At 60.7% G+C, this 12,414-nt stretch carries 17 protein-coding genes; 11 read left to right on the top strand and 6 right to left on the bottom strand.

Annotation, left to right across the window (positions count from 1 at the left end; all coding sequences use genetic code 11):
- Positions 1-47 precede the first annotated feature (47 nt).
- From G3O01_RS10410 to G3O01_RS45560, 4 genes are all read left to right on the top strand, one after another.
- Positions 48-266, top strand: coding sequence for a hypothetical protein (locus tag G3O01_RS10410; RefSeq protein WP_205804537.1), 219 nt, complete (start codon positions 48-50; stop codon positions 264-266).
- Positions 267-356: 90 nt separating this feature from the next.
- The gene (locus tag G3O01_RS10405) at positions 357-620 is read left to right on the top strand and encodes a hypothetical protein (RefSeq protein WP_205804536.1); all 264 of its coding nucleotides are present in this window, start codon (positions 357-359) and stop codon (positions 618-620) included.
- A gap of 21 nt (positions 621-641) precedes the next feature.
- Positions 642-2,132 (top strand): PD-(D/E)XK nuclease family protein, encoded by a 1,491-nt coding sequence (locus G3O01_RS10400; protein WP_346779164.1) that lies wholly within the window; start codon positions 642-644, stop codon positions 2,130-2,132.
- Positions 2,133-2,136: 4 nt separating this feature from the next.
- The gene (locus tag G3O01_RS45560) at positions 2,137-2,259 is read left to right on the top strand and encodes a hypothetical protein (RefSeq protein WP_277403018.1); all 123 of its coding nucleotides are present in this window, start codon (positions 2,137-2,139) and stop codon (positions 2,257-2,259) included.
- A gap of 227 nt (positions 2,260-2,486) precedes the next feature.
- Here G3O01_RS45560 and G3O01_RS10395 read toward each other — a convergent pair whose 3' ends face one another.
- From G3O01_RS10395 to G3O01_RS10375, 5 genes are all read right to left on the bottom strand, one after another.
- Entirely contained in the window at positions 2,487-3,146 is a 660-nt protein-coding gene (locus G3O01_RS10395) for a hypothetical protein (RefSeq protein ID WP_205804535.1), read from the bottom strand.
- A gap of 173 nt (positions 3,147-3,319) precedes the next feature.
- Positions 3,320-3,679: a hypothetical protein gene (locus G3O01_RS10390; RefSeq protein ID WP_205804534.1), complete on the bottom strand. Its 360-nt coding sequence runs from the start codon at positions 3,677-3,679 to the stop codon at positions 3,320-3,322.
- A gap of 12 nt (positions 3,680-3,691) precedes the next feature.
- Positions 3,692-4,072, bottom strand: a complete 381-nt coding sequence (locus G3O01_RS10385) for a hypothetical protein (protein WP_205804533.1) — start codon at positions 4,070-4,072, stop codon at positions 3,692-3,694.
- Between the two features lie 162 nt (positions 4,073-4,234).
- Positions 4,235-4,801 (bottom strand): hypothetical protein, encoded by a 567-nt coding sequence (locus G3O01_RS10380; protein WP_205804532.1) that lies wholly within the window; start codon positions 4,799-4,801, stop codon positions 4,235-4,237.
- A complete protein-coding gene (locus tag G3O01_RS10375; RefSeq protein WP_205804531.1) occupies positions 4,801-5,406 on the bottom strand; it encodes a hypothetical protein in 606 nt (201 codons plus the stop codon). Before G3O01_RS10375 ends, G3O01_RS10380 begins: the two co-directional genes overlap by 1 nt.
- 242 nt (positions 5,407-5,648) lie before the next feature.
- Here G3O01_RS10375 and G3O01_RS10370 point away from each other — a divergent pair, with 242 nt between their 5' ends.
- Both G3O01_RS10370 and G3O01_RS10365 read left to right on the top strand, forming a co-directional pair.
- Positions 5,649-6,074 (top strand): hypothetical protein, encoded by a 426-nt coding sequence (locus G3O01_RS10370; RefSeq protein ID WP_205804530.1) that lies wholly within the window; start codon positions 5,649-5,651, stop codon positions 6,072-6,074.
- 39 nt (positions 6,075-6,113) lie between these two features.
- Positions 6,114-6,401 carry a hypothetical protein gene (locus tag G3O01_RS10365; protein WP_205804529.1) on the top strand — a complete coding sequence of 96 codons (288 nt, stop codon included), beginning with the start codon at positions 6,114-6,116 and terminating at the stop codon, positions 6,399-6,401.
- An 11-nt stretch (positions 6,402-6,412) separates the two neighbouring features.
- On the opposite strand, the gene G3O01_RS10360 is transcribed toward G3O01_RS10365, so the two are convergent.
- Entirely contained in the window at positions 6,413-7,222 is an 810-nt protein-coding gene (locus tag G3O01_RS10360) for a helix-turn-helix transcriptional regulator (protein ID WP_205804528.1), read from the bottom strand.
- Positions 7,223-7,362: 140 nt separating this feature from the next.
- Between G3O01_RS10360 and G3O01_RS10355 the strand changes: the two genes are divergently transcribed.
- From G3O01_RS10355 to G3O01_RS10335, 5 genes are all read left to right on the top strand, one after another.
- Positions 7,363-9,576 (top strand): FAD-binding protein, encoded by a 2,214-nt coding sequence (locus tag G3O01_RS10355; protein WP_205804527.1) that lies wholly within the window; start codon positions 7,363-7,365, stop codon positions 9,574-9,576.
- Complete coding sequence (locus G3O01_RS10350; protein WP_205804710.1) at positions 9,573-10,688, top strand: hypothetical protein; 1,116 nt, start codon at positions 9,573-9,575, stop codon at positions 10,686-10,688. The genes G3O01_RS10355 and G3O01_RS10350 overlap by 4 nt, the downstream gene beginning before the upstream one ends.
- 207 nt (positions 10,689-10,895) lie before the next feature.
- Complete coding sequence (locus G3O01_RS10345; RefSeq protein WP_205804526.1) at positions 10,896-11,285, top strand: hypothetical protein; 390 nt, start codon at positions 10,896-10,898, stop codon at positions 11,283-11,285.
- Between the two features lie 61 nt (positions 11,286-11,346).
- A complete protein-coding gene (locus G3O01_RS10340) occupies positions 11,347-11,760 on the top strand; it encodes a hypothetical protein (RefSeq protein ID WP_205804525.1) in 414 nt (137 codons plus the stop codon).
- A 103-nt stretch (positions 11,761-11,863) separates the two neighbouring features.
- Positions 11,864-12,376 (top strand): hypothetical protein, encoded by a 513-nt coding sequence (locus G3O01_RS10335; RefSeq protein ID WP_205804524.1) that lies wholly within the window; start codon positions 11,864-11,866, stop codon positions 12,374-12,376.
- Positions 12,377-12,414: the final 38 nt, after the last annotated feature.

Raw genomic sequence — 12,414 nt, 5'->3', positions numbered from 1 at the left:
CATGGAGGCGACCGGGGCTGCGGTGTCTCAAGTCTTAAGGGGAGAAAATGGCTTACATCGTGACAGCAGAGGTCTACAAGCATTGCGAGATGAACACACACGGAGACGCAGAGAGGGTCGAGGCCCGCGTGCTGCGCAATGATGACGGCTATATCACCTTTCAGGTGAAAGGCGAGTTCGGAGAAGAAAAGAGGATTGTTGGCGAGCTCGTGCGAACCCTTCTGGATGCGGGATATTACGAGTTCCGGATCGCCCATAGCTACTAGGGTAGCAAGATGGTGGCTTTCGGGCTCATCGGGACTCGCGTCCCCTCTTGGGACTTCGCCCACGGCAGGTGGATGACAAAGGCAAATGCAATGTCGAACGTAGCGCACGAAGGCAAGGTGGTGGACGTGGGAATACCGCAGGAAGGATCCATCGAATTGTTCTATGCCCATGGCTCGGACAGCTTGCGAACATACCTCGGGAAGTCGAAGTTTCATGCGAACGCCGACTGTCGTGCACTACTCTCTGGCAACGCCGCGAAGACGCTGATCAGAGAATGGATGACCGACGTTCCAGATCGAAGCCTGTGTCGGGTATGCGCGCCGAAAGCGACATCTGTCGACGCGGCCACCTGAATCCTGTGTTGCCCTGGCGACGTGCCCACCCCAACCGGGGACACTGTTCAACCCGTTTCGCGCGTTTCTACAGAAGCCGGTGAAAATCTGGCGTGGAAGGCCGCCAATTGCGCCGTGCTCCCGCGCGTGTCCTCCGGCATAATTCCCCGACCAACACACGGGGTGAAAATGGCGACCAGAACAAGACGCGGCGTGACGCCCGCCTATGACACGGGTATGTTCCAGGAGTTTGTGAGCGAGCCCGATCTGGGGCAGGCTATCGAGGCGCTGAAAAGAGCGAACGATATTTTCGATATCATCGCGCCGCAGGAGACGCAGCATTCCCAGATCCTGCAATGGCTGCTCAATCCGCGCGAGGGACATGGCCAGGGCGATGCGCTCTTCAAGGATTTTCTAACGGCGGCGTGGAACAACTGCGAAGTCGACGACGGCCCTAACGCCGACTTTTTCGCCCATTGGACACCCGCCCGAATCAGCATCACCGGCTTTCACAGCATCCTTCTGCTGCGCGAATACCGAATCTCGGCGGAGAACCACCTCGACTTCTTCATCGTCGACCCGGTCAACGAATTCCTGATCGTCATCGAGAACAAGTACAAGTCGCGTCTCGGCAATGACCAGCTTAGCCGCTACCGGCGCTCGGTCCGGCAACTGTGCGAGCGGCACCCCGCCTTCCGGTCCTATCGTGTCGCCTTGATCGCGCTCGACAAAGGTCGATCGCGACATCTCCGATTGCGCGAACTCCTGAAGCACTGGGTCTATCTTGACTACACGTGGCTAAAGGCTGGAGCGGTCCGCGCGGAGGCGCAACTTCGGAGGGGAAACCAGTCCGCGAGCCTCCTCATCTCCTATTGCCAGCGGCAGGCAGACTATGAGTCGCAGGCGGAGAAAGACGTCGATACGATCCTCGCGCGTCTGTCGCGGAAATTCAGGCCGCTTCTCGCACCGCTCGCGTCCGCCAGCAAGACGCGCCTGAGCAAGACACAGAACCTGACGCTCGGAGACCCGGCGAGCGATATGTGGATTTTTGCCCAACACCACCCCGAACTTGTCGAACGGCTGACCCGTGTGAAGAGCCTGTCATTCGTGAAGGAGGAATTGACGGCGGCGTTACCCGGCGCGAAGCCGGAATACGAGACGGGCGATAACTGGATCCAGATTTTCGACGAGGACTGGTATCAGTACGCGCAGGCCGACGAAGACGAACTGATATGGTGGCCGTTCTATCAGCGAGTGCGGCTAATCCGGCCCGAGCAGATGACGGAGGAGGATCTCGCCGCGAGTAACGAGAACCTGTATGCGGTCAGTCTCGTCTACCACGAACTGCTCGTTCGAAGCGACAGGGCGACCCGCGTGCACGCCGCGCTAGTGGGCGCCTGCCCTGAACTCGGGCGTGGCGTGCAGAAGGCCGATATCCGTCGCGTCATGAAGGCGAAGATACGTGAGACCGACCTGATCCACGAACTCCAACGTCGCGCGAGGCTCGTTAGCGCCGCGCTTCACGGGATCTGACCTCATGACACCGACACTCAAACGAGCGGTGATCATCGGTTGCGCCGTCTTCACCGCGCTTGTGCTCTGGTTCTCGTGGATGTTCCGCTATGCGCCGATGATGTCCGACTCTGGCGGCGTGAACTGAGTGTGGGATCGCTGGTCGCATCGGCCGTGCTGGACAACACTTGGCCGCATGGCGAACGAGAACCTGCCTGCGGGTGCGAAGCCAATCGTATGTGCGCCCTCGGAAGTTCTCGGCAGGCCATCGTAATGACTTTTCCACGGGGCGGGCGGCGCGCCCCCGTTCCCCCGGTCGGCCTTTGGGCGCTTTGGGCTGCGCACCCATCTTCCCAAAGCGCCGCCTGCCGCGACTTACTTGTTGAAGTCGACTGCGTCGATCCAGCCATCGCTCGCGAGCACGAGCGGACGCATATCCTTTGTTTGCCCCGAAAGTGTCTTCGCGACGCCCGTGTAGACGCTCTGGAAATCCGCAGTTTTTGCCCAGTCCGGAACGTCCACGGGGCTCGCGGTGAATGAAACCTGTGAAACCTTCTGGCCCATGAAGTCGCCCGGCTGTGTAAAGCGAATGATTTCGTCGACCTTCAGATGTCCAACGCACAGGGCTGTGCTTTCCGGGTTCGCGCTGGCCTTCTTGCCTGCGTCCGTCAGTGCGTACACCTTCGTGGGTACGGTGTATTCCGCGCCGCCGAACATTGGCTTTTCCTTTGCCGTCCCCTCAGTGGCAGACAGAACCCCCGCTTTCACCAGCGCGTCGAGCGGTCGCGTGATGTTCGCGTTGTTCTTGTCGACCTGTTCTTGCGAGATGAACGCCGCCTTGGCCTGCATCCGGACAGTCAGCGGGTAACGATGACCGTCGGCCATCGCGACGAACGGCTCGGCGACGATACAGTTCTTCGCGAAGTGAGCGTCGAGCGCTTTCTCGAAATTGCCGTTGCTCGCATCTTTCGAAGATCCACATGCAGCGAGCATGAGGGGAGCGACAAGCGTGATAGAAATGATCTTGGTCTTCATAGCCTTTATGGATTTTTCGTCTGAAATTGACGCGGCCCTCTTGCCCTCGGTGGCCGTGTCGCCGGCGGTCGGGACGTGAACGCTTCCTTTCCGTGCAGACTACTTATCGGCTGAAGCGCGTGGAAATTCAGTCTGATCGAATCGCGCGCCTCCGCCCATTGGCGCTTTGGCGATTAATCGGTGTGAAGTATGAAGTGGCGGACCAGCGTCGTGATCAGTCCGGCAGCGCCGAACAAACATAACGCGATCGCGAGAACCGACGCAGCCGCCAACTTCCACCGGTCGTGCCTCGAGAACGTCGCGCGATCCAGTATCTCGATTACTTCCTTCACGCCCGCTGCATTTGCGCGATACACCCGGAGGTGCGTCTCGCTAACTCTCTTGAAAAGATACGTGTCCTCCCCTACCACGGTGCTGACACCCTCTTTCATTGCCTGCCTCTGCGCGCGGCTGCCCGCGGCCATTCCGGCCGACTCAACCAGCCATTTTTCTATTTCGCGCGCCGAGTACACACGGTTGTTCAGCAGTTCCACGTCCCTTTTCTCCTACTGGTGTGCCGCCGGATCGTTACGCGAGAAGAACAGCTGGAGCAACGATGGCATCCACATCGCGACGGCTACGAGCAGCAAGGCCAGCGAGCGCCACGTGAACCCCGCATTGTTTCCGGGCGACTGGATCAACGCCTCGTCCGTGGAAATTCCAATACCCGTCGGGCCAGACACCTCGAAGTCACGCCTGAGCACATTTCCCCGCAGCGACACGTCTCGATAAATGCAACTGTCACCACCGGCGACGACGCTTGATGAGACACCGGCTGCGCATGCCGACCGCACGCGCACGTCGACATGTTCCTGCAGCACTGAGTAGCGTATTGAGGTGAGTGCGACGACGGCGACGGCACATCGTGCGAGAAATCCGATATTCATTTCTTTCCTTGCTCGGGCCGAAGAGCACCAAATTCGCTCCAGCCGAGGCGTTTGTGGCTGCACTAGCATCAGCGCCTGTCCGAGAACGGGCGCTGCGATGATAGCAAAGCAAATCCCTCGGGTGGCTCTGGCGGCCCCGACATTCACCACAGCCGGAACCGGCTAGACGCTCGATTTCAGAAAATCCGGATCTTCGAAGAGCTTGCGCAGCAACGCCTGGAATATCGCCGTGGACTGGTTCATGCCGCTCGAAGCGGCGATCGCCGCAAGGAACGCTGAATCCCAGTGCGCGTCTGCGCGTAGCACCTTGTCGTACCGCACGGTCTGGCCGTCCCGAACGACGAAGCGCCCCGTGACATGCGCCTGCCCGTCGGCAATGTGGACTTCAGAAAGCGAGGCCTCGATGCTCGACGCCGCTCTCGGATCAAAGTTGCCCGACGTCTCGAGCTCGGTGCGAAGCGCCTGATCGAGATAGGAAGTCCACGACCCGTCGGAGGGCGGCGCGATACGCAACGCGCGGATCGTCGTCTGGATATCGGCAGGATCGCTGCCGGCCGGCGCCACCTGGAAGCGCGCCCCGCGCGGCAGGCTTCCCAGCTTCATCTGGTTCGCCACGCTCGGCTGATACGGCGTTACCTGCTGTGTGACGCAACCACCGAGCAGGGTGACCGAGATCAGAGCGAGCGTGACGAGGCGGCCGGCGGGGCGGCGCGTTGAGAATGCCGCCATTACTGAGCGATATCCGTCGAGTCGTCCAGTTCAGCCAGACTCTTGGCGACAAGTTGGCGCAGCGCCGTGTCGCTCGCCTGCTGCAGAGGCATCGACTTCAGACCTTCGGGACCGGCCGCATTGCCGATCGTCGTGTAGATCGCATGCTTGACCACCTTCGTCACGGGTTCGTGCCCAGGTTCCACGTAGCTCGCCGTGCATTCGTAGCCGTCCGCGACCGTCGTGCCGACCAGGCCGAACGTCAGCCCGACTCCAAAGCCCTTCGCCGCGACATTGTCCGACAGCGAAACGTTGTTGATCGAGATCGAGAGCTTGCGACCTGACGGGACCGGCGAATATGAGACCTGGCTGAACAGACCCGACTGAGCCACCTGCTCGTACACGTGCGAGCGCACGTATTCCGTTGCGCGAGCGTTCGCCACGCCCTTCGTCTGGAACTCCACCAAAAGCTGCACGGCCTGCGGCGACGCTGACTTCTTCAGGGTCGAGTAGTCCGTTTCGCCGAGTTTGGCATCGACGTAAGAGTGCGGCGTCATGCACGCGGAAAGGGACAAGGCAAGGCTGATCGCTGCGACGAGTGTGGTGATGCTTTTGACATTAAACACGTTGGCTCCCCTGTTAAGAACGGTTCTGGCCACTTTTACGGCTGGCGCACGAAAAAATTCAGTCCCGTGGATGTCGTCGAACCGCCTGTCACATCTAAACTCCACTCCTGATGATGCGCATTGGGTCAACTAGCGGCTGCGGCTATAACCGCCGGACGCCACGCTCCGTTTGGACAAGCAGCGGGCAACACTCCCCCGCATGCCAGGCGCATTAGAATAGGCGGATTACTTACGGGGGTTAGATGAAGAAGTTACTGTGCGTCGTACTGGCGACGCTCTCGGTCACCGCTCATGCGGATAAGCTCGGACTCGATGGAGACTGGGCTCCGATGTATCGGCAAAAGCTCGGACCTGCCGACCGGGACACCGGACTGTACGCAGACCTGTTCTATGAGACAAACAGTGCCATGCGAACGGGTGACAAGGTCAACATCTGGGTGCGAGCTAACGAGTTACTGGTCGGGGGCCAGCGAGACGTTGTGATTACACACTATGCGATCAATTGCGCGACCCAGCGATCCGCCCAGATAGCTGTTGCCAGAGAAGAAGGCGATGAAGTTCCGCACCCCGAGAAACTGATCGACATCAAGAATCCGGAGTATCGCTCTTACGGACCGAGCAGTCCGGGCATGCGCGTGATTCTCTTCGCATGCAAGAAAATCAGCTGATACCGCGCCGCGGTGGAGTCAGCGCACTGAATAACCACGATGACAAAGAAGATTCCCGCGACCGCTTTGTGCCCAGAACTGGCGGCCGTCGTCGAGCGCGAACTTGCGAGCGGCAACCGGCTAAAAGACGGCCCGATCCAGACCGACTGGCCAGAGCCGGGCTCCATCTTCGCGGCGCTTGTTTCCGAGTTGTGCCGCGAGTCGTCGCCTCTTCCGGACTCCGTTCGACATTCGATCTGCCGGGATCCGCACTTCGGCTGGCATGATGAGTGTTACTGCACGATTCACCGGCATCTGCTGGTCGCTGGGGACACGCGTCTTTCGTGACCCTAGAACCCTTATCCAGTCTCAGTCTTTTTTGACCGAGGATGACCCACTTCTCGGCCACGTCGCGCCCTCTCCGGCGTTTTCTTATCTGCGAGCCGCCGCGCCGTGAAGCTTTCCGGTTCCCATTCGCGCATCGCGATCACGATCCCGGTACCGCGCTTGTCACTTAAGGGCGCACCGATCGATTCTGCGTGCAGCGCACCAACGCGCTGACGAACCCTTCGCAATTCAACCTGTAATTCGGCGATGGCGGACTGCGTGAGCATCCCGTGAACAAACTCGAGCGTTTCGTCCTCCCCGGCGAAGTGGCTCGCCAGAAAATCCCCCAATTCCTGCGTCACGAAGAACCGCTGGAACGGACCGCCAGGCAGCCAGCCGAAATCTCGCGACACCCTCAGCCGGATGCGATCGCCAGGCAAGAGATCGGCGATCTCCATACGTTCGAGCGTGAGGAGATGCTTGATACATTGCGCCCGCGTGATGTTGTAGACGCCCACTATTTCGTCAACCGTCCAGTGGTTCATCGCGCACACGGTGACGAGCAGCAACGTCTCGTCGGCGACGAGTCGACTCTCCTGTTCTTCGCTAAGGGCCGCCACGGCCTTCTTTGGCGTCGCTGCCAGCGTCACCAGTTCCACCAACGTCATATCCAGAATTCGTGCGAAGTCAGAAAGCCTCTCAGCAGAAAGGCGCCGCTGAGAGAAAAGACGCTTGACGCTTACCTCAGAAATGCCGAGGAGCTCGGCCGCGCGACGATACGTTATGCGACGCGTCTTCATTACATCTTTGATGAATTTGCAGATCTCGTCGATTTCGCTCATTTTGACATCCGTTCAAAAAAGGTCATTTTTCGATACTTTTTGGAGCATTCTATGATGCCCGTCGGAATGAATCGGCATCCTCTTGATCCCTTGTGTCATTATTCGCTCCACACCAACACGAACATGAAGCGAACGAGACCATGCAGATCATCAACGACATCACCGGTCTGAATGAGGTTCTGGTTGCGAGCGTCGCGAGCCCGCGCTCGACCGAAGAGGTCGCCGCCCTTCTGCGCCGCACCGGACTGCCCGTGTCGATCGGCGGCGGCAAGTTCAGCCAGGGGACCCAGACGGCAAGCCCCGGCAGCCTGCACATCGACCTGTCTGCAATGAACCGGATCCTGTCGCTCGATCCTGCCGCGGCGCGCATCCGGGTGCAGGCAGGCATCCGCTGGTGCGACATCCAGCGCACGATCGACCCGCACAACCTGGCGGTGAAAGTCATGCAAACCTACGCCAACTTCACTGTCGGCGGCGCGTTGTCGGTCAATGCGCACGGCCGCTATATCGGCTTCGGGCCGGTGGTCTCGTCGGTGCGATCCATCGTGCTGGTGCTGGCGGATGGTGAGGTGGTCACGGCGTCGCGCGACGCGCATGCCGACCTCTTCTTCGCCGCGATCGGCGGGTATGGCGCGATCGGTGTCATCACGGAAGTTGAACTGGACCTCGTGCCGAATACGTGCGTCGAGCGGCATGCGCAGAAGATGTCGCTTGAGGCTTACGCAACATGGTTCGATGCGAACGTGCGCGCGCGCAAGGATGTCGTGTTCCACAACTTCGACCTGTATCCGCCGCACTATAGTCGTGGCCGCGCCGTAAGCTGGATCGAGACGGACAAGTCCGCAACGTCGCCACGATTGCAGGCACCCGGCCGCACGCATCCTCTCGCCCGCTATCTGCTGTGGGCGATCACCGAGACGTCAGCGGGCAAGGCGCGCCGCGAGTTTCTCTACGATCCGCTCATCTACGCGCGCCGCGCTGTGCACTGGCGCAATTACGAGGCAGGGTACGACGTCGCCGAGCTCGAGCCCACAGACCGTACGCAGAGCACGTATGTCCTGCAGGAGTACTTCGTCCCCGCGCGGTCGCTGCAGACGTTCTCACAGGCGCTTGGCGCTGTGCTGCGAGAACACGGCGTGAACACGGTCAACGTATCTGTACGTCATGCAAGCTCTGACGACGAGACACTCATGTCGTGGGCGCGCGGCGACACCTTTGCCTTCGTTCTCTACTACAAGCAGGGTACTGACGGGGCAGCGAAGGCGCGCGTTGGCGTCTGGACGCGGGAACTCGTCGACGCAGTGCTCGCGGCGGGCGGCACCTACTACTTGCCCTACCAGATGCATGCGATGAACGAACAGTTTCACCGCGCCTATCCCCGTGCACAGGAACTCTTTGCCATGAAACGTGAACTCGATCCGCACTACCGCCTGCGCGGCGGGCTCTGGGACCGCTATTACGCACCCGTAGCTGGCTCGGCTCCGTCCGGCGATACCTGCACCTCCCCTTCGCTCTTTCATGCCGTCTACGACGATGCCACCGAGGCGACGCGCTTTCACACCTTCCTGAAAAACGTCTTCGATATCGTGCCGCCCGACAACCTGCACGCGCTCATCCAGAACGGGGTGTCGGCGCACACGGACGACGAGGCGATCTATCAGTCCGTGCAGGCGGCGCTGCCGGGCGCGACACCGCGCCTTGCGATGCTCACGCATGCGTTGCCCTCGCTCGCCCGTCAGAAAGCCGTGATTGGCGCGCAGGCCGCGCAACTGGTTGGCAGCCGCGCCCTTCGCGATTATGTCGAGATCGGCACGACAGGGCGCTACGTGAAGGCGCTGCGCCGTCACCTCGCGCTCTGCGGCACCACGACCCTTGTGCACGACGTCGAAGGCGGCTTTTCTCCCGTCGATATCGTGGAGCGCGGGGGGCTGCGCAAGGCTGGAACCTTTAGCTCGCTCAACGGTTACGCCCCGCTCGAGCTGCCGACGGCGAGCGCAGATCTCGTCTCGTGCTTCATTGGCCTGCACCATATGTCGCCCGCGCGACTGGCAGCATTTCTCGCCTCGATCGCGCGCGTGCTGCGCCCAGGTGGCGTGTTCCTGCTGCGCGAACACGATGTACAGGATCCCCGCGCGGACAGCTTCGTCGCCCTCGCTCACACGGTTTTCAATGCCGGTCTCGGAGAGACATGGGAGACGAATGCCGCCGAGGCGCGCCACTTTGCGAGCATCAAGGACTGGATTGCCCGCGTCGAGGCTGCTGGTCTTCGCGTGAGTGGCCCAGCCTTGCCGCAGGACGGCGACCCGACGGGCAATCTGATGCTGGCCTTCGTCAAGACGGGAGACCACGCATGATCCGCTTACTCGCGCGCGCGGCCACCACCCTCACGCTTATCAGCGCGTTCGGGGCACACGCATCTGAACAGGAAGCGGCGAGCAACTCGATCGCGTCTGCGGCTGGCAGCGTGGAGGTGAGTGCCGACGGGAGCGTTGGGAGTCCCGACAGTCTGGTGCCGCCGGCCGACCGGCGCGGTGCCGAACAGACCCTGTTAACCTACCCTGAATGGCTGCTTGTCCACTCGCCTTCAGAGTACGCGCGCATGATGCAGTCGGAGCCCTCGCACGAGTTCCCGTTCGTCGCCCACATTGGCGAACTATGGTCCAGCTACGCTATCGTCACCCGGGAGCAACTGCGCGCAGGCTATCCGATAAACCCCGGCTACCACATGATGATCGGGGTGATCGCGACGAGCACGACTGTCGAGTACGGCGTGCGCGCCGTATATGGCAACACTGTCGGCCGCATCAGCTGGGCGCTCGGCGGCGCGCGCGCGACCGACGAAGACCGCTACGACGCGCAGACTGCCCAGCAGTACGTTGACTTCATCCGCCAGGAGCCGTGGTATCTGTTCAACTTCGGCTCGCGCCTGAAGGGCCTTTGGACGGAGGTGCCGACGGCAGGTCCGGGCATGATCCGCAAGTGGGAGCGTCGCTTCGCGCTGACGGGAGAATACGGCGTCAAGGCGCTTTACGCGCAAGCAATCAAGGTTGCTACGCATGCCGCGTACGCGCCGCCGCAGATGACGACGGACGTGGTCGTCGACCGGCTGCCCGATGACTGGACGCCGCCAGCGGAGGTGAAGCTGGTAAAACGCTTCGATGATGGGCGTGCGCTGCTTTCGCTGCCCCGCTACTACGACTTCCGGATCGCCGCCACGGCGCTCGCACGGCAAGGCCTGCATATCATCGATATCGCTGGCAACCAGTCCACCATACTCGTGTCGCTCTGGGCGCCGGAGGGCAAGGCAGTCGAAGTCGACGGGGCGCGGACCCTTTTCACGCAGCCGATCCGCACGCCCGCACACACCACCCGAGTTGTGATGCTGGTTCCAGTACCGAAGCTGACGGAACTTCTCGCCGGTGCCGACGATGCTGGCTGGACTGTCGAGCATGTGTACGACTATTGAAGGCGTGGGAAAGCGGGACCGTCCTTCTCGGGGACGCCGCCTGGCCCCGCATCCGAAAAAGTTTTCGTTTCGGCTGAATTTTCGTCGCACATTGTCGAACTGAGCTCCTGAGCCGCGACGCGCCCCGACACCGCGAGCGGCAACCGCTTCGCGTCTTTCATTGCGAACGGGCTTCAGTGTCCCGGAATACCAGGAACATACGCTCTAATGAAAAAAGCAATAGTGGGAATAATTCTCACCGCAGCAGCATCACTGGCCGCCAACGCTACTCCCACATTCACCCAATGCGACAGCGCCTGCCAGAACAATGTTCGTGCCGTGTTCGGCGCGGGCAATCTCACATACTCGTTGCGTTTCCAATCGCGCGCCCCGGCCCGGGTGAGCCTGTTGTTGAAAACGAGCGACCGGTCCGACTTCGCCCCCCTTGAATACGTTGGCGATGTCACCGTTGGTTTGCACAGCGCGACATTGTCGCGAATCAGCTTTCCGGATCCGAAGGTTGACCCGTGCGAGGGGCTCATCGCCGTCACTGACCGGATCGAGGATCAGGCGACAACGTACCTTGTCCCGGTGCACAACGTCCGCTGCAGCGGATAGGGACTGGGTCGCCGACGGACGTGCTATAGCCCTCCCTCAACGCACAAACTGGACGCTTATCATGAAGTGGATTGCACTACCTCTCTTAATCGCCGTTGCCACGATTGCCCATGCCGAACGAAGCGCGCAGATCCAGCCCGACCTCCTCACGGGTCAGTCATTTGAGTGTGCGAGTTTCGTGAAGCCGGCGGTACTGCTCGCGAGCAGGGACGACACGCCAGTGAACTGCGATGTCACTGTCGACGTGCTCGCGACCGTGTCTCACGCGGTCGTTATCCCCCGGAAAAGCCGTCTGTTTGGCTGGAAGAGCGGTGACCGTGTGGAGTGGACATCCTGGACCACGCCTGGTCGGTTTGTAGTCGGCGATGCCACGCTCCACGGAAAGGCCTTCGCGTCCAAGATTGATCCCGCGGCAGACACTTTTTCCATCGTCGTGTTGCGTGATCTTGTCGTGCCAACCAATGCGCGAAACTAGCCGCGCGAGAAAGCTTGGGACCCGACAGGCAAGCGGACGATTCCGCGCCGGATAGATGAGAACCAGAAACTCCGAACACCAAGAAAACGTAGAGTGCAACAACATGGCGAGATCTCTCGGATGCATCGAATACCGTGACGGCACACGGCGGTTCTTCATACATTGTGAAACGGCGGGAGCAATTTTCTCCCCGTTGTTTGAATCCGCGCAGACAGCGTGCGACACGTACCGTCAGGTCGACGTAGAAGGGTTGGGCAAGATCGCCTCAACGGATCGTGCGGTTCAGGTCGTGAAGTTCGTCCTGATGTCCGGATGGCAACTGAACCCGGAAAAGCAGAACTTCGAATTTCACCGTTACGGATTGGCAACACAGGACGCATTCCTGTGGCCACACGAAACAGGCGCCTACGTCCGCCCGATCCGCCGTCTTCTCATCGACGGCGCGCAAACGCACGTTTCTGAGGAAGTCGACGGAGGTTTCGGAGGCTCATATGACGCGCCCATCTGCGACCTCGGTAGCGCATACGTCGCCAGCGCAGTGGAGATGGGGTTTGAGGAAGGTTTCGGCAAGGCACCGCAACTGTGCCCGCAGTGTATTGAAACCCTCCTCGGATGACGTCAAGCGCGATCTCGGGACCCGCCGAGTCACAGGCG

The organism is Burkholderia sp. Ac-20365 (genome assembly GCF_017104715.1).
Classification (GTDB): domain Bacteria; phylum Pseudomonadota; class Gammaproteobacteria; order Burkholderiales; family Burkholderiaceae; genus Paraburkholderia.
The sequence above is the reverse complement of the archived record's forward strand: the minus strand, read 5'-3'. Positions and strand labels throughout refer to the sequence as shown.

Coding starts and splice junctions, on each gene's coding strand:
- G3O01_RS10410 (WP_205804537.1), top strand. CDS start 48: ATGGCTTACATCGTGACAGCAGAGGTCTACAAGCATTGCGAGATGAAC.
- G3O01_RS10405 (WP_205804536.1), top strand. CDS start 357: ATGTCGAACGTAGCGCACGAAGGCAAGGTGGTGGACGTGGGAATACCG.
- G3O01_RS45560 (WP_277403018.1), top strand. CDS start 2,137: ATGACACCGACACTCAAACGAGCGGTGATCATCGGTTGCGCCGTCTTC.
- G3O01_RS10395 (WP_205804535.1), bottom strand. CDS start 3,146: ATGAAGACCAAGATCATTTCTATCACGCTTGTCGCTCCCCTCATGCTC.
- G3O01_RS10385 (WP_205804533.1), bottom strand. CDS start 4,072: ATGAATATCGGATTTCTCGCACGATGTGCCGTCGCCGTCGTCGCACTC.
- G3O01_RS10380 (WP_205804532.1), bottom strand. CDS start 4,801: ATGGCGGCATTCTCAACGCGCCGCCCCGCCGGCCGCCTCGTCACGCTC.
- G3O01_RS10370 (WP_205804530.1), top strand. CDS start 5,649: ATGAAGAAGTTACTGTGCGTCGTACTGGCGACGCTCTCGGTCACCGCT.
- G3O01_RS10365 (WP_205804529.1), top strand. CDS start 6,114: ATGACAAAGAAGATTCCCGCGACCGCTTTGTGCCCAGAACTGGCGGCC.
- G3O01_RS10360 (WP_205804528.1), bottom strand. CDS start 7,222: ATGAGCGAAATCGACGAGATCTGCAAATTCATCAAAGATGTAATGAAG.
- G3O01_RS10355 (WP_205804527.1), top strand. CDS start 7,363: ATGCAGATCATCAACGACATCACCGGTCTGAATGAGGTTCTGGTTGCG.
- G3O01_RS10350 (WP_205804710.1), top strand. CDS start 9,573: ATGATCCGCTTACTCGCGCGCGCGGCCACCACCCTCACGCTTATCAGC.
- G3O01_RS10345 (WP_205804526.1), top strand. CDS start 10,896: ATGAAAAAAGCAATAGTGGGAATAATTCTCACCGCAGCAGCATCACTG.
- G3O01_RS10340 (WP_205804525.1), top strand. CDS start 11,347: ATGAAGTGGATTGCACTACCTCTCTTAATCGCCGTTGCCACGATTGCC.
- G3O01_RS10335 (WP_205804524.1), top strand. CDS start 11,864: ATGGCGAGATCTCTCGGATGCATCGAATACCGTGACGGCACACGGCGG.